The 17,830-nt window shown below is 67.2% G+C and carries 4 protein-coding genes; all 4 read right to left on the reverse strand.

What is annotated here, in order from left to right:
• Positions 1-13,947 (reverse strand): hypothetical protein, encoded by a 13,947-nt coding sequence (locus tag KA711_03305; GenBank protein MCM0608010.1) that lies wholly within the window; start codon positions 13,945-13,947, stop codon positions 1-3.
• Between the two features lie 403 nt (positions 13,948-14,350).
• Entirely contained in the window at positions 14,351-15,508 is a 1,158-nt protein-coding gene (locus KA711_03310) for a 2OG-Fe(II) oxygenase (GenBank protein ID MCM0608011.1), read from the reverse strand.
• A gap of 76 nt (positions 15,509-15,584) precedes the next feature.
• Positions 15,585-15,950 carry a hypothetical protein gene (locus KA711_03315; protein ID MCM0608012.1) on the reverse strand — a complete coding sequence of 122 codons (366 nt, stop codon included), beginning with the start codon at positions 15,948-15,950 and terminating at the stop codon, positions 15,585-15,587.
• Between the two features lie 5 nt (positions 15,951-15,955).
• Positions 15,956-17,773, reverse strand: coding sequence for a response regulator (locus KA711_03320; protein ID MCM0608013.1), 1,818 nt, complete (start codon positions 17,771-17,773; stop codon positions 15,956-15,958).
• Positions 17,774-17,830 lie beyond the last annotated feature (57 nt).

Here is a 17,830-nt window from a genome sequence, read left to right on the forward strand (position 1 = left end):
TCAAGGGCCGGGCTGGCCGGGCGGCACGTAGACGTGCAAGGTGCCGCTTTGCTGTTCTCCTGTGAAGAGCCGGTAAGAGGTGTAGGCCTGGCCGGTGTTGCTGTCGATGCCCGAGCCGGTGACTTCGTAGGGCGACTGGATGGTCAAGGTGTCGCCATCGTCCAGATACAGCACCAGGTCTGCGCGGCTGTCCGTCATGGCCGACAGCGTGGCGGCATCCAAGAGGATGTCGCTGTCCTGCTCGTCCCGCAGTTCAAGGGCCTCGATGCCTGTCACCCGGCCCACCAGGGTGGCCAGGTCCAGCGCGCCGCCCACGGTGCTGAGGGCCAGCACATCGTCGCCGGTGCCGCCGTCCGCCTGGGCGATGTGGGTCTGCGCGTCGAACGCCAGCCGGTCGTTGCCCGCTCCGCCCAGCAGGGTGTCCACACCTCCTCCGCCCACCAGGATGTCGTTGCCGGAACCGCCTTCGAGCTGGTCGTTGCCCGCGCCGCCATCGAGCGTGTCGTTGCCAAGGCCGCCGGTCATCGTGTCGTCGCCGCCGAGCCCGTTGAGCTGGTTGTTGCCGTCGTTGCCCTCCAGCACGTTGGCCGTGGCGTTGCCGGTGGCGTTGTTGCTGGCGCCGCCGGTCAGCACCAGGTGCTCCACGAAGCTGGGCAGGGTGTAGCTGACGCTGCTGCGCACCTGGTCGTTGCCGCCTTGATCGACCCCGCCGCTGGTCTCGTCGACGACGTCGACGACGCCGCCGGTGCCGTCCACCCAGTAGGTGTCGTCACCGCCCATGCCGCGCATCGTGTCGGCGCCGCCGAGGCCGTCGAGCACGTTGGCGGCGGCGTTGCCCACGATGGTGTTGGCCAGCTCGTTGCCCGTGCCGTTGGCCGCCGTGCCGGTGAGCGTGAGGTTCTCCACCAGGCCGGGCAGCGTGTAGCTGATGGCGGCCTGCACCAGGTCAAGGCCGCCGTCGGCGCCGGATGGCTCCACCACCAGGTCGAGGGCGTGGTCCACCACGTAGGTGTCGTTGCCGGTGCCGCCTTCCATCTGGTCGGCACCCGCGCCGCCGTTGAGCGTGTCGTTGCCGCCCAGGCCCTGCAGCAGGTTGGCCCCGGTGTTGCCGGTGAGGCTGTTGTCGGCCGCGTTGCCGGTGCCATTGAGGTTGGCGCTGCCGGTGAGCACCAGGTTCTCCACGTGGTTGCCCAGCGTGTGGCCGATGCTGCTTTGCACCGTGTCGGTGCCGGCGTTGGCGGCTTCGGTCAGCGAGTCGCCCGCATCGTCCACCACGTAGGTGTCGTTGCCGGCGCCGCCCGCCATGGTGTCGGCCCCGGTGCCGCCATTGAGCGTGTCGCCATTCATGCCGCCGGTCAGGTTGTCGTTGCCATCACCGCCGTTGAGCGTGGCGCCCAGGGTGGTGGTGGCCAACTGCGGCGCCGCATTGCGGTAGGGGTGGTCTGCCGGCAGCAGCGCCTGGTGGCCCCACTTCCAGGCCAGGTAGCCTTCCACGAACTGGCGTTCGGTGGTGCCCATCGTGCCCGAGACCAGGATGATCTCCGGGATGGACCCGCCATAACTCGAGCCGTTGGCCGTTCCAAGTAGGGCGCTGCTGTTGTTGCTGGCAAAGCCGAACTGCAAACCGCCACCCAGCGTCAGAGGCTGGTTCACGGCAGCGACGGTGGTGGTGATGTTGTTGAGTGCCGAGTAAACCGCCCCCCGGGTGGCCCAGGTGGTCGCCACACCGTCTTTCCAGAACGTGCTGAACGCGCCGTAGCCGCCCCCATTCACATCGGTCTGGGTGCTGCCATTCTGCGCAGCCAACATATAGCCAGTAGAACCGCCTTGGTTGCTGCCCATCAGGTAACCGGTGTCGGTGGTGTTCTGCACCCAGAACAGGCTCTGGATCTGCGAGCTGGACGACGGCACCCCGTTGACGACGATGTAGTCGTCCCCGCCGTCAAAGCGCACCACCGGCAGCCCGTTGATGGCGTTCTGCACCAGCGTGGGCGCCTGAAGCTCGCCGTAAACCTCGCCGTTGCGGCCATTGCCGCTTTTGTCCACCCACAGCGAAAGGCGGTTGCCGTTCAGGCCGCCTTCGGCCATGCCTTCGCGCACGCCGTCGCCGTCGGCGTCGGCGCCGTCCAGCCACACGGCCAGGCGGCCTGCACCCAGCTGGTCCGGCGTCCAGGGGTCCAGCACGCGCAGCGTGTCGTTGCCTTCGTCGCCGTTGAGCGTGCTGCCACTGGCGGCTTCCAGCACGTCGTCACCCTGGCCGCCGTTCAGCGTGTCGATGCCGCCGTTGCCGTGCAGCGTGTCGTTGCCACCCAGGCCCGAGAGCACGTTCTCAAAACGCGTGCCCGTCAGCACGTTGTTGCCATTGCTGCCGGTGCCGTTCTGCGCACCCGGGCCAATGAGCGTGAGGTTCTCGATGTTGGCGTAGGCGGCCTGCGAAAGATCCAGGTTCAGGCCGGAGGTGGCCATCAGCGTGTCGGCCGTGCCTTCGCTGTCGCCGGCCAACTCCGTGACGATGTCGGCATTGGACTGCACCACGTAGGTGTCGTTGCCCGTGCCGCCCACGAGGGTGTCCGTGCCGCCCGCGCCTTCGAGGTAGTCGTTGCCGGCCCCGCCTTGCAGCGTGTCGCCTTGCGTGTCCACCGGCACGGCGCGGCCGTAGCTCAGGTTGGCAGCGGGTACTGGCACAAAGGCCGCGTCAACAATCGGTGCGTCGGCGGTGTCGTTGCGCTGCCAGCTGATGTCGACCGACAGGGGGTTTCCAGTCCGGTCCGAGATCGGCACGGTGATGAAGGCAGAACCCGCCTCCAACCACATCGGGCGTGAGAGGCTCACCGCAAGGCCGTCCGCCGTGCCTTCGGTGACGCGCAGACCGCCCACGGTCAGACTGAAAGCAGAGCCCTGCACTGGCGCGCGGAAGGTGTACCAGCCCGACTCGCTGATGAGCAGGTTGCCCGAGAGCCAAACCCTGTAGCCTTCGGTGGGCAGGCCCGCAACCGGGGCCACACCGGAGGCCACCTGGTAGTTCAAACCCCCGTTGTAGACGGTGTAGGCCGAGACGGCCACGGTGCTTTGGGGCAGCGTTTGGAAGTCCATGCGCAGGCCGGCCACCGGGCCGCCCGCCAGCCAGGGCTGTTCGGGCAGCTGGCGGAAGCCGGAACGCAACTGGTCGTTGCCGTCGCCGCCCGCCAGGGTGTCCGTGCCGCCGCAGCCGTAGAGCACGTCGTCCCCGATGTTGCCGTTCAGGCTGTCGTTGCCCGCGGTGCCGGCCAGCAGATTGGCCGCCGTGCTGCCATTGGCCGTGGCGCCGCTGGTGCCGGTGAACTCCACGTTCTCGACGTTGGCGTAACGCGGGGCGGTCAGGTCGATGCTGCCCAGGTTGGTGCGGATGGTGTCCACACCGGCGGTTTCACCGGTGACGGTGTCGGTGGCGTCGTCGATGACGTAGACGTCGTCACCGGCACCGCCGGCCAGCGTGTCGGTACCACCGCCGCCGTGCAGCACGTTGTTTTGCTCGTTGCCGGTGATGGTGTTGTTGGCCGCATTGCCAAAGGCGTCCATGCTCCCCCAGCGGCCTGGCAACACACCGGCCACCAGCGTAAGGTTCTCCACGTTCACCGGCAAGCGGTAGCCGAATTGGGCTTCCACCGTGTCCACGTCACCCGGCGCCAGGCTGTTGTCCACTTCCTGCACGGCGGTGAAGACGGTCTGCACGCGGTAGGTGTCGCTGCCCAGGCCGCCCGCCAGAGTGGTTGGGTTGCCGCCTGAGTACCCGATGCTGCTTCCCGAAGTCCCCCTGATCCAGTTGTTGCCCGCGTTGCCCATGGCGTTCACCCGAGACGACCCGTTGAGGTCCAGGTTCTCGACGTTGTCCGGCAGCGTGTAGGTCATTGCCCTGTCGAAGGTATTGAACGACACCGTGTCAATGCCGTCAGCGGTGCCGTTGACTTCCACGATGGTCGGCATCACGGCGGTGGTGCCCTCGATGCTGTAAGTGTCGTTACCCCCACGGCCGATGAAGGTGTGGGTGACGTTGAGGCTTTGCCACGGGAAAAGGCGGAACCACGTGGCGGCGACACTGCCTTCACCGCCGTCAATGGTGAGGGCCGTTGGGCCGATAGGCACGATCTGTTCGACGTGGGCCGGCACGCTCAAGTTGACCAAGGTGTACACCAGGTCGGTGCCTTCGCCGGCGTTTTCGACCACCGTGTCGGCGGTGTTGTCCACGTAGTAGGCGTCGTCATTTGACCCGCCTGCCAGTATGTCGGCGCCGCTGCCACCGTCCAGCGTGTCATTGCCGGCCCCGCCCGAGATCGTGTCGTTGCCTTCGGCACCCGCCAGAGAGTTGTTGGCCGAGTTGCCAGTGATCACGTTGGCGCTGGCGTTGCCGTAGCCGTTGATGGCGGCTGAGCCCGTGAGCAGCAGGTTCTCGACGTTGGTGGGCAAACCGAACGTCACGGAAGCCTGCACCACGTCTGCCGCACCAGCGGAGGCGCCAGAGCCTTCGTCCACCACATCGGTGGCGGAACTGACCACGTAGGTGTCGTTGCCGTCGCCGCCGGCCAGGTAGTTGGTGCCGGCGCCACCGACCAGCCTGTCATCGCCCGTGTGGCCGATGAGCGCGTCGTTTCGGTCACCGCCATTGAGTATGTCGTTGCCGGCGCCGCCGAGCAGGATGATGTCGAACTTGCCGGTGCCACGCACCGGCGCCGTGCCGTAACTGGCGGTGAGTGTGTCGTTCAGGTTTGCGGTGGTGTCGCCAAACAACATGGGCGCCTGTTGCCAGGTGGGGTCAAAGCCGATGGCCCCCAGAGCCGGGTTGTAGCCGGGCATATCCACCACCGAACCCGGGCCCCACTTGCGCTGCAGTTCGGCGCTGACCTGGGCCACTTCCAGAGCGCTCAAGGCCCGGTTGAAGACCAGCAGTTCCTGCACCTCGCCCCTGGAGGCCTCCCAGCCGTTGTTGTAGGCGCCCAGCGAGATTTGGCCGGGGCCCCCGATGACCTGGCCGTAAGGCGTCAGCAACTGGCCATCGCGGAAAAAGCTGCCCTGAGCATCCTGGGCCACCGCCGCATGCACGCGCGTGGTGTTGAAGACGACCCCGGTGTTGGAGGTGAAGCCGGTGACCCAATTCTGGCCGTGGAACTTGTCCTCCGAATTCCCCCAGTAACCCATGAGCCAGTTGACATTGCGCGAGCTGACCAGCCGCTCCGCGTCTGTCACACCGTCAATCTGGGTGAGCTGGTTGACGGCAATGACGGTGTAGGTCGAACTCGTGATGTTCAGGGACGAGGCGAGTTGGTCGCTGCCGTCAAAGCGCACTGCCGCCTGGCCGGTGACCCCCGCCGCCTGCCAGGTGGGCCGCCAGCTGGCGCCGTTAAAGGCGGTGAAGGTGACGCCGTTGCCGCTCTTGTCTCTCCAGGTGTCCACGGAGTAGGAGCCGTCCGGCTGGAGCGTCAGGCCGGACTCGAGCGTTCCTTCCTGAAAGCTGTCGCCATCGAGATCGCGCGCGTCCAGCCAGGTGATGATGCCCGACATGCCGTTGATCACGCTGGGCGGCGCACTGGTGATGAAGTTCACGCCCCAATGGGTGGTGAGGTCGATTGTGTCCGGCAACACCAGCAGGTTGTTGCTTACCGCCAGCGAAACCCCCGCAGCGCCCAGGGCGCCGAAGAAGCGGCCGCTGGTGCCGTCCGACAGGGTGGTTTCAGGGGCGGTGTTGTTGAAGAGGTTGCTGAACTCCGCCATGCGCAGCAGCACAACGTCGCGCCCTGCCGTGCTGCCGGTGCCGTCACCGACGATCTCCAGCCTGCCGCCGCCTTCGGCGCCCACCAGGCCGTGGTTGTTGAGCGCATCCGCAGTGATGCGCACGCTGCTGGCCGCAGCAGAAGGCGAGCCGGCCGGCAGCGTGTAGCCTGCGAAGTCCAGCCGCTCGACGTTGGTGACCTTGCCTGCGAGCTGGCTCAGGTTGGTGATGCCGGCGCGGTCGAGCGCCACGGTGTCAAACCCCTGGCCGCCACTGGCGGTGTTGAAGGCGGTGTCACCCAGGATGATGCGGTCGTTCCCCGCGCCGGCATCGATGGTGTCGAAGCCGCCCGCGCCGTTGAGCACATTGGCACCACTGTTGCCCGTGATCTGGTTGGCACCGGCATGGCCCGTGCCGTTGATGGGCGCAGTGCCCGTGAGCACCAGGTTTTCGACGTTGGCCGCCAGCGTCCAGTGGACGCTGGACATCACCAGGTCGGTACCGGCACCGGGGTTCTCCTGGGTCTGGTCGCCGGGGTTGTCGACGATGTAGGTGTCGCTGCCGATGCCGCCCTCCAGGGTGTCGGCACCACCCTTGCCATCCAGCACGTTGTTGCCCATCGTGCCCGTGATGACGTTGGACAGGTCGTTGCCCGTGCCGTTGAGGTTGGCGGTGCCCAGCAGCACCAGGTTCTCGACGTTCACGGACAGCGTGTGGGTAACCGAGCTGTAGACGGTGTCGGTGCCGGCCCCTTCGGTCTCCAGGGCGCTGTCGCCGGCGTCGTCGACGTAGTAGCTGTCGTCGCCAGCGTCGCCGCTCATCGTGTCGGCACCGGCCTTGCCGTCGATGATGTTGTTGCCGACGTTGCCCTTGATGACGTTGTTTTGGTCGGTGCCAGTGGCGCTGAAGTCGCCCGTGCCGCTGAGGGTCAGGTTCTCGAGGCTGCCCACCAGGATGTAGCTGGCGGAGGAGACCACAGTGTCCGAGCCCTGGCCCGGCTGTTCGTCGATGATGTCGCCAGAGGAATCCACAACGTAGGTGTCGTCGCCCAGGCCACCAACCAGGGTGTCGTTGCCCTGGCCACCATCCAGAACGTTCTTGCCGTCGTTGCCTTCAAGGCGGTTGGCCAAGGCATTGCCGGTGGCGTTGATGTCGCCCGTGTCGGTGAGCACCAGCTCCTCGAGGTTGTTGCCCAGGGTGTAGCTGACGGAGGCCCGCACGATGTCGCGGTCGGCGAGGCTGGTCTCGATGACACTGTCGCCAGCGTTGTCGACGATGTAGGTGTCGTCACCCTGGCCACCCATCAGCAGGTCGGCACCCGTGCCGCCGTTGAGCGTGTTGTTGCCGCTGTTGCCCTGGATGGTGTTGTTCTGGCTGTTGCCGGTGCCGGCGAGGTCTGCAGAACCCTGCAGTTCGAGGTTCTCGACGTTGGCCGTGAGCTGGTAGCTGAAGAACGCAAGCACCCGGTCTGCCGTACCGCCACCGAAGTCCTCCACCACCAGGTCACCGGCGTCATCGACGACATAGGTGTCATTGCCACCCAGCCCCTCCATGCGGTCTGCGCCCAAGCCGCCGTCCAGCCTGTTGTCTGCTTCGTTGCCCAGCAGCTTGTTCGCGGCACTGTTGCCGGTGCCATCGATGGCGTCACTGCCCGTGAGGGTGAGGTTCTCGAAATCGGTGGCCAAGGTCCAGCTGATGAAGGACCGCACGGTGTCGTTGCCGCCGCCGGCGCTTTCGGAGATCTTGTCGCCCGTGGAGTCCACCACATAGGTGTCGTCACCCAAGCCGCCGGTCAGGATGTCGTCGCCCAACCCGCCGTCCAGCGTGTTGGCGGCGGCATTGCCGAGAATCACGTTGTTGGCCGCATTGCCGGTGCCGTCGATGGCGTCGCTGCCGGTGAGTTCCAGGATTTCCAAGTTGTCCGTCATCACCCAGCTGACGCCGGACTGCACGGTGTCGGTGCCCTGGCCGGACAGCTCGGTCAGCGTCGTGTTCGCCACCGTGACGATGTAGGTGTCGTTCCCGGCCCCGCCCATGAGCACGTCGCCAGAGCCGCCGCCACCGTTCAGGATGTTGTTGCCGAGGTTGCCGACGATGACGTTGGCGCTTAAGTTGCCGGTGCCGTTGAGGTTGTTGGTCCCCTCCAGTTCCAGGCGCTCGATGTTGTCGTTGTAGGCAATGCTGTAGCTGATCTGCGCTCGCACGCGGTCATTGCCCCGGTTGACGCTTTCCACCACCACATCGGCGGCGCTGTCCACCAGGTAGGTGTCGTCACCGGCGCCGCCATCCATGACGTCGTCGCCCAGGCCGCCGTCCAGCTGGTTGTTGCCGTCATTGCCAACAAGCATGTTGGCGGCTGCGTTGCCTGTGCCGTTCAGGTTGGCCACACCCGCCAGCTTCAACACCTCGACGCCCGAGCCCAGGGTATAGCTGATCGACGCCAGCACACTGTCGTTGCCCCCGTCGGGGGCGTCGCCCTCCACCACGGAGTCGTTGGCGTCATCCACATGGTAGGTGTCGTTCCCGGCGCCACCCACCAGCACGTCTGCGCCACCGCCCCCGTCGATCACGTTGTCGGCACTGTTGCCGAAGATCTGGTTGCTGACGCTGCTGCCGGTGCCATCGATGGCGGCCGTGCCCGTGAGCGTGAGGTTCTCGACGAAGCTGCCCAGCGTATGGCTGACAGAAGCAAACACGGTGTCCATGCCGCCCTGCTGCTCTTCGATCACCTGGTCGCCGGTGTCGTTCACGTAGTAGGTGTCGTTGCCGCCGCCGCCTTCCATGCTGTCTGCGCCCAAGCCACCATCCAGCACGTTGGCGCGCGCGACACCGGTCACGGTGATGTGGTTGTTCAGCGCGTTGCCGGTGCCGAAGACGGCATTGCCGGTCAGAACCAGGTTCTCGACCTCAGGCACCAGCGTGTAGTCAATGCTGGACTGCACCGTGTCGATGCCCTTGCTGGCGGCCTCGCTGACCACATCGCCTTCGTTGTCGACCACATAGGTGTCGTCCCCAGCACCCCCGGCCATGCCGTCTGCGCCCTGGCCACCGTCGATCACGTTGGCGCCGTCGTTGCCGGTGATCTGGTTGTTCAGCTTGTTGCCCGTGGCGTTGATGCTGAGGGACCCGAGGAGCTCCAGGTTCTCGACCTGATCGGTCAAGGTGTAGGTGACTCGGCTGCGAACGGTGTCCAGGCCGCCACCGGCGTCCTCAGCCACGGCGTCGCCAGCGTTGTCCACGAGATAGATGTCGTTTCCTTCGCCGCCTTCCATGTAGTCGGCCGCAGCACCACCGTCGAGCAGGTTGGCGCCGCTGTTGCCGATGAGCCGGTTGGCCAATTGGTTGCCGGTGCCGTCGATGTCCTGGCTGCCGGTGAGCGTCAGGTTCTCGACGTTGGGGCTGAGCTTGTAGCTGACGCTGGCGCGAACCAGGTCCGTGCCTTCACTTTCCGACTCGATGACAAGGTCCTGCGCGTTGTCGACCTCGTAGGTGTCGCTGCCGTCACCACCGACCAGCACGTCGCGGCCGCCGCCACCGTCCAGCAGGTTGTTGCCGTCGTTGCCGGTGAGGGTGTTGGCGGCGCTGTTGCCGCGGCCCTCCAGGTCGCCAGCGCCGGCAGCGAGCACCAGGTCCTCGACGTTGCCGGGCAGGGCGTAGCTCACCGATGCCTGGACAACATCCGTTCCCTCGTCCAGCAGTTCAATGACGACATCCTTCTCGTCGTCAACGCCGTAGGTGTCGTCACCATCGCCGCCCTGCATGGTGTCGGTGCCGCCACGGCCGTCCAGGAGGTTGGCAGCCTCATTGCCGACCAGCCGGTTGGCGCCGCTGTTGCCAGTGGCATTGATGCTGGCCGTGCCCGTGAGCGTGAGTTCCTCAAGGTTGTTGACCAGCGTGTAGGAGACCGAACTCTCCACGCGGTCCCTGCCCCCGTTGCCGGACTCGACAATGATGTCGCCCACGTCATCCACCACGTAGACATCGTCACCGCGCCCACCTTCCAGGACATCCGCACCCTGAGCCCCATCCAGCCGGTTGTGGCCTTCGTTGCCCTTCAGGCTGTTGGCCAGTTGGTTGCCGGTGCCGCTGATGTCACCTGCCCCAGCACTCAGTTCCAGGTTCTCCACGTTGGCTGAGAGCGCGTAGGACACCGAAGCCACCACGGTGTCCGTCCCTTCGCCCAAGGACTCCGACACCGCGTCACCGGCCGCGTCCACGATGTAGGTGTCGTTGCCGCGCCCACCCTCCATGATGTCGGCGCCACCTTGGCCATCGAGCACGTTGCTGGCGGCGTTGCCGGTGATGCGGTTGTCGGCGCTGTTGCCCGTTCCGTTGATGTTGTCCGAGCCCGTGAGCACCAGGTTCTCGAAGTTGTCGCGGAGCACGTAGCTGACGCTGGAGCGGACCGTATCGGTGCCGGAGTTCGAATCCTCCAAGGCGAGGTCGCCGCTGTGGTCGACCAGGTAGGTGTCGTCGCCCGCACCACCCTCCATGCGGTCGGCGTCTGCGCCGCCGTCAAGGGTGTTGTTCCCACTGTTGCCGATGAGCGTGTTGGCCAATTCGTTGCCGGTGCCGTTGGTGCTGGCAGAACCCAGCAGTGTCAGCTCCTCGACATGGGCCGTCAGGCTGTAGCTGACGCTGGAGAACACGGCATCCAGGCCGGCGCCCTCGGCTTCGGTGACCAGATCCCCGGCGGCGTCCACCACGTAGGTGTCGTCACCGAGCCCGCCGGCCATCGTGTCGGCACCGCCCCCGCCGTCGAGCCGGTTGTTGCCCGCGTTGCCGCTGAGCTGGTTGGCCCGGGCGTTGCCCGTGGCGTCGATGTCGCCCGTGCCGGTCAGGACGAGGTTCTCCAGCGCCGCACCCAGGGCATACGTGACCGCGGATCGCACCGTGTCGGTGCCGGCGTCGTCCGCTTCCTCCACCTTGTCCAGGCTGCTGTCGACGACGTAGGTGTCGTCGCCATCGCCGCCCGCCAGGGTGTCGGCCCCGAGGCCACCGTCGATCAGGTTGTTGCCGGCATTGCCGGTGATGCGGTTGGCGAGCGCGTTGCCGGTGCCGGCGATGTCGGCGGTGCCGGTGAGCTCGAGGTTTTCGACGTTGGCCGACAGCACTTGGCTGACGCTGGCCCGAACGGTGTCGTTGCCTAGGCCGGCCGCCTCCAGCACGGTGTCGCCCGCGTCGTCGACGATGTACACGTCGTCGCCGCCAAGGCCCTCCAGGGTGTCGGCGCCGGCGCCGCCGTCGAGCCGGTTGGCGCCGGCATTGCCCACCAGCCGGTTGGCAAGCGCGTTGCCGGTGCCGTTGAGGTCGGCGTCGCCCGTCAGCGTGAGGTTCTCGACGTGGGCCGACAGGGTGTGGCTGACCGAGGCGATGACCGTGTCGGCGCCCGCATTGGCGGTTTCGACCACCGCGTCGGACACGTTGTCGACGAGATAGGTGTCGTCGCCCAGCAGACCGGTGAGGGTGTCGGCACCCCCCCTGCCGTCCAGGATGTTGGCGGCCCCGTCACCCGTGATGCGGTCATCTTCCGCGCTGCCCACGACGTTCTCGATGGACTCGAAGGTGTCGCCCTGGGCGTCACCCCCTGAGGCGGTGGAGGCGCCCAGGTTGATCGTGACGGCGGCGCTGCCGGAGTAGTCGATGGTGTCGCTGCCGTCGCCGCCGACGAGCTGGTCGGCACCGGCGCCGCCGATCAGCGTGTCGCTGCCGCGCCCACCGTCGAGGCGGTTGGCGGCGGCATCGCCGAGCAGCCGGTCGCTGAAGCGCGAACCGAGCAGGTTCTCGATGCGCTCCAGGATGTCGCCTTCGGCGTCTCCGCCCTGGCCGGCTGCGCCGGCCACGAGGCTGACCGCGACCCCTTGAGAGGAGCCCGCATACGATGCGGTGTCGACGCCGTCGCCGCCGTCGAGCTGGTCGCTGCCGGCGCCACCGAGCAGCACGTCGGCGCCCGCAGCACCCGAGAGCTGGTCGTTGCCCGGGTTGCCCCACAGGGTGTTGTCGGCGGCGTCGCCCAGCAGCGTGTCGTCGAACTCGGAGCCTTCGAGGTTCTCGATGCCGCTGTAGGTGTCGCCGACGGCATCGCCGGTGTTCAGGCTGGCGTCCGCCAGGCTCACGATGAGGGCGGTGAGCGCGTGCGCGTAGCCGGCCGTATCACTGCCATCGCCGCCGACGAGCTCGTCGGCGCCGGCCCCGCCCTCGAGCAGGTCGTCGCCGAGCCCGCCGTCAAGCCGGTTCGCCAGCTCGTCGCCAACGAGCTCGTCGTTGTGGCGCGATCCGGTCAGGCTCTCGATCTCCTGCAGCAGGTCGCCCGACGCGTCGCCCGCCGAGCCGCGGCCGGACTGCAGGCTGACCACGACGCCGAGCGCCGAGGCGCTGTAGCTGGCCGTGTCGGTGCCGGCGCCGCCCATGAGCACGTCGGCGCCCGCGCCGCCTTGCAGGGTGTCGTTGCCGGCGGCACCGTCGAGCGTGTTGGCCACCGCCGAGCCCGTGAGCACGTCGTTGAAGGCGCTGCCGACGAGGTTCTCGATGCCGCTGAGCAGGTCACCTTCGGCATCGCCGCCGCTGCCGGTGCCGGCGGCCAGGTTGACCGTGACGCCGCCGTCGGAGCCGGCGTAGTCGGCCGTGTCGGTGCCGTCGCCACCGTCCAGGCGGTCGGCGCCGCCGCGGCCGATCAACCAGTCGTTGCCCTCGCCGCCCTGCAGGTGGTTGGCCGTTGCGGTGCCTGCCAGGCGGTCCGCGTAGGCGGAGCCCGTGAGGTTTTCGATGTTGACCAGCGTGTCGCCCGCGGCATGCCCGCCGCTGGCCGTTTCGGCCTGCAGGTCGATCTCGACGGCCCCGTCGGACCCCGCGTAGACGGCCGTGTCGATGCCGGTGCCGCCGTCGATGGTGTCGCTACCCTCTCCGCCTTCGATCACGTCATCGCCGGCGCCACCGTCGATGTTGTCGTCGCCATCGCCGCCGAGCACGCGGTCGTGCCCGACCAGGGCCTTGATGATGTCGTTGCCGGCACCGGCGCGGATGTCGTCGCCCAGGCCGAAGGCGGCGAACACGACGCCGTTCTTGCCCGCGACCGAGTAGTCCATGTCTGCCGAGGAGCGCACGTCCCGCAGCACGGCGGGGATGGACGAGGTGCCGGTGATCTCCTTGCCTTCGAGCACGCCGGTGGCGGTGATGCGCAGATCAAACGCGGTCTCCGCGAAGGGCACGCCGTCCGGAGCCACCGGGTACTTGAGCAGCAGCGAGACGGTGTTGCCACGCTCGGCCAGATCCGGCGGCAGCGTGACCAGCCAGCTGGAGCCGCTGCGCACGGCGCCCACGACCTCGAAGTCGCTGGGCAAGCCGGAGATGGTCAGGGTCGACACGGCGAGATCGGCACGTGCCAAGGCCTGGATGGTGAGCAGCCGGGCGAAGCCGCTGCCCATGTTGCCGCCGCCGTCGCCGTCGATCAGATCGTTGCCCGAGCTGCCGATGAGCACCTCGGGCGCCGCCTGCGCCGAGGCCGAAAGATCGTTGGCCGACTCGGCCGAGCCCGCTGAGCCCTGGATGCTCAGGCCGCCGCCTTCGATGGCCGAGGTGGTGACCCCGGTCAGGTTGCGCACCGTGGTGCCCAGACTGATCTTGTCAGGCGCGGGCGGCGGAGCAGGCGGAGCGCCCGGCGTGCCGGGGCTGCTGTCCGAGCCCGGCGTGACGATGACGATGAACGAGGGCGGCGCCGGCCGGTCGAGGGCCGATGCCTCCTGGCTGAACGCGGCACCCAGGTCGGGCAGGGTGATGCCCGCCGGCGCCTGCACCTGGGCCGGGCGGGCCGACTCGCTGCCGCTCTGGTCGGGGTTGCGCGGGTCGGCGACCTCGTCCGACTGCTCGACGCCAGACCGCTTGCCCTTGCCTTCGAGCAGGGCGTCGGGCAGGTTGGCCACCAAGGATCGGGCGCTGGTTTCGGTGAACTGCACCGCGCCGGCCGTGTTGATCAGCTCAAAGGCCTCGGCCTCGCGGTCGGAGAATACGATCTTGAAGGCGGGATTGAGCGCCGCCTGCAGGGCCGCCCCCTTGAGCAGCATCTGCTCGCCGCCCCGCAGCAGCAGGATGATGTCGGTGCCGGCGATCTGGACCTTCTCGACGCGCGAAGAGGCGATCGGCAGCACCAGCGCGAGGTCGGCGCCGGAGGTGGGGACGGTGAAAACGGTGATCTTGCTGGTGCTCATGGCTTCTCTCTTGGACGGGGCCCAGGTCTGCTTGAGACCAGGCTCCGTGGGGTGAGCGTGTACGTCATCGCCGTGTCGGGCAGACGAACGGCAGCGCGCCGGGGATTGCGGCCCACATCAGGCGCGGCGGATGATGAGTTTCTCGCCCGACTGCGGGGCCATTTGGGCCGCGAGGCGCAGCAAGGGCGAGCTCACCTGGAAAGAAGTCGACTGGTTCCGGGCCGTGGGGCTTCATCAGGGCTGTGATGCGCGCAGGCAGGCAGCAAAGTCGGCTGCAACCGACCTTCATTCTAGGCTACTGGGGCTGCTGCGGATTGCCAAAAAATGCACGGCGCGGGCGAACTGCGCAGGGCCTGGGGGAGCGGACAGGATGGTGGATTTGCCTGGGTCGGGCACTGCAGGTTCAAACCAATGCACCCGGTGTGACGAGGGTATAGGGCGTCGTGCCCTCGCCGAGATAGGCGTTGTTCTGCTCACGCAGCCGCGCCGCCGCATCGTCGTACAGAAACGGCAGGAAGGCAAAACGCCGGCCGCGCGTGACGGGCGTCACCATGTGCAGCAGCGAACAGGAGAACACCACGGCCGCGCCGGGCAGCGGCTTGTAGCTGCGCGTTCCATACTCCGGAAACCGCAGTTCTCCGCCCTCGAAATCGGCGTTGAGATTGATGGACACCGCAAAGCATCGGTGCGCCGTACCCTTCGTGGTGTTGTCGCGGTGCGGCCGGAAGTGCCCGCCCGTCTCGGCTTCGTAACACCCGATGAGATGGCGCTCCATGCGGGTTGCATGGAAACAATGGACCTTCAGGATCTCCGGTGCAATCGCCAGGCGCACCCGCTTTTGGACCTCGGCAACGAGCGCAGGGGCTTCGAGCGTCCGGTCCATGCGCCGCTTGAAGGCGTGATCCAGCTTCAAGGTGGTCAGGCCGTCCTTCTCGACCATGAAGCCGCTGTCCTGCCCGCCATGCTGCTCGTAGTAGGCCATGAGGCGGGCACACAGATCGGCATCGAAGACCTTCGGCAAGTGCAGCACCGGCGCCGCAATCGGATAGCCGGCCGCCCCGTCGACCGCCGGCAAGGCGTCCAGGAGGGTCTCGATGCGGGCAGGATCCTGCGCTTGCAGGCCCGTCAGGGTGTGGCGCACCCGCAGGTCGGGATCGAGAACCATCCACAAGGGCCGCAGCCTGGCCGGCGCTCCCGCCTGGCCCTCGATCGGCAGCGCGCCATAGAGCCTGCCCAACTCGCCGCCCGTGTCCCAGAAGAAGCGCACGCCGGGCAGCATCTCGCGAACGCGGCCCAGACGCTCGTCCTCAGGGTCCTGGCTGACGCCGAAGAACGCGAGGTGCTCGTCGTCGAACAGGGCCCGGCGCGCCACCAGGGCGGACAGCATACGGCGGCCCACTTCGGTGCCCGCTGAGCCGAAGAAGCACAAGACCAGGTATCGGCCCGCCGCCGAATCGAAGGTGTACTTCTCGTTGCTGGTGCAGCGCGCCAGGAAGCCTGGCGCGGGTTCGCCGGGCGAGATGCTCCGGTACTTCAACTGTTCGGTCGTGAGGGTGGGCATAAAGACATCCCAACGTTCATGCAGAAACAGCCAGCGGCCGGCGCTGCGGGCGGCCGGGCCCCCGGGGCCCGCGGCGTCAACGCGGCAGGGCCGCGCCCAGCCTGGTCAGCACTTCGCGGACATCGTGCAGCAGCGTTCTGACACCCGCGCCATAGCCCAGCTCACCCGAGGTGAACATCGACTCGCAGTGGCGCAGGTAGGACGAAGCCCGCTTCGCGCCGACGATGTGGGCCGAGGTGATGAGTTCATGAATCGACTTCAGCACCGGCTGCAGGTCGATCGCATCCGACTGGTCGATGATGGAGACGGCCTTGTCGATCTGCCTGCCGAACCCGGCGCAAACCGCGCGGTAGGTGTCCACATCCTCATCGAGATCGCGCAAGGCCGCAGCCTGGTCGATCTCCAGGTGCTCCGACAGACTGAAGTTGATCGCCGGTTTCAAGACGTTCACCTCGTGGCTTGGTGCAGCCCGCGCTCGATCAGGCTGGCGAGCCTCGAGATCAGGATCTGCTGGCTCAGTGGCTTGGACATGTGGTCATTCATCCCGGCGGCCAGGCAGGCGTCGCGGTCGGACTGCATGGCATAGGCCGTGACGCCGAGTATGGGCACGCGCCGGAGGTAGCCGTAGCGCTGGGGGTTGGTCAGGGAGGTGGCCCTGAGCAGCTTTGTGGCGTCGATGCCGCTCAGGCGCGGCATCGACACGTCCATGAGGATGGCGTCGAACTGCTCCTTCATGGCCTGCCGGATGCCCGACTCGCCATCGGAAGCCAGGGTCACCTTGACGCCCCTCTTCTTCAGCCAGGTGGCCACCAGGGCCTGGTTGACTTCGTTGTCGTCGACCAGCAGCACCGAACGGCCGGCCAGGACGTCCTCCCGCGCCTCCTCGAGCGGGTCCGCCGGGGCCGTGTCCTCGAAGCGATCGGCCACACCCACCAGGGAACGGATGCGCACCGTGAACGTGCTGCCGACGCCGATGGTGCTCTCGACGCCAATGGTGCCGCCCATGAGCTCCACGAGCTGCCTGCACAACGCAAGCCCCAGGCCCGTGCCGCCATACTTGCGCGAGATCGACTCATCGCTCTGCATGAAGGGCGTGAACAGCTTGGGCAGCGCCGAGGCGTCGATGCCCACGCCGGTGTCCTGCACCACGATCAGCGTGTGGCAATAGTCCTCGTCATCCGGGTCGGTGCTGGTCTCCACCCGCAGCACGACCGAGCCGGACCTGGTGAACTTCAAGGCGTTGTCCATCAGGTTGGAGACCACCTGAAGCAGACGGTTCGGATCGCTCGTGATGTAGATGTGCTGCAGGCGCGTCACGAAGCGCAGATCGATGCCCTTGCTCTGCGCCAGAGGCTCGAACAGCTTGAAGCATTGCTCCACCTTGGCCGGCAGGTCGAAGGTGATGCTCTCGATCGCCATGTGGCCGGCTTCGATCTTGCTGAAATCGAGAATGTCCACCAGCAGCGTCATCAGCCGCCGTGCGCTGGACTTGAGCAGACGGACTCTTTCGTGCTGCTCCGCCGTGAGGGTGGAGTCTTCGAGAAGGTCGACCATGCCCAGCAGGCCGTTCAAGGGCGTGCGGATCTCGTGGCTCATGTTGGCCAGGAACTGGGCGCGCAGGTCGCCCGATCGCTGCGCCTCCGACAGCGCGGCCTCCAGGGTGCGCTGTGCGCGGAACTCGTCGGTCCGGTCCCGGAAGCTGTAGATGACCACAGGCCCGGTGCTGAGCCGGACAAAGCCGCTGCGGCCCGAGACGGGCATGTCGTCGCCCTCGGGGCGGCGCAGGGTCGCATCGAATCTCGAACCCGCCCGTTCATTGCTTTCCTTTTGCCCCGCCGCCGGCTGCCGGGCCCCTTGGACGAGCAGCTCCTGAAGATGCATGTCCTTGAGCCGGGCAGCGGTCGTGCCCAGAACCCTCAGCAGCTCCTGGTTGGCGGCCAGTACCTGGCCCTGCCGGTCGGCCACCACCAGAAAGTCCGACAGCTCCTCGGCCAGCACATGCAGCTTGTGCGAGTCGTCCTTGAGCGCCACCAGCGTGTCGGCCTGGGACCTGACCGCATCGAGCAGCGCGCCGTCGGCAACGATGGGCGCTCTTCGAGAGCCCGGTTCAGCGGGCGCCAGGAGTTCGAGCGACCGCTTGAACTCCGACGTGGCTTCGAGGAAGTCTCGTACCGCACGTCGGCTCAGGTACAGCCTCCACGAGAGCACGGTGCAAGCGGCCACCGCCAGCAGCGCGGCCGCAGCCAGGAACCAGTTCGGGTTCATGTCGTTCATCGTCTCCGGACGCCGTGGCGTCGCTGCGTGGCGAGCCGATGCGCACCC

Source organism: Ideonella sp. WA131b (assembly GCA_023657425.1).
In the GTDB taxonomy this organism is placed as follows: Bacteria; Pseudomonadota; Gammaproteobacteria; order Burkholderiales; family Burkholderiaceae_C; genus Rubrivivax.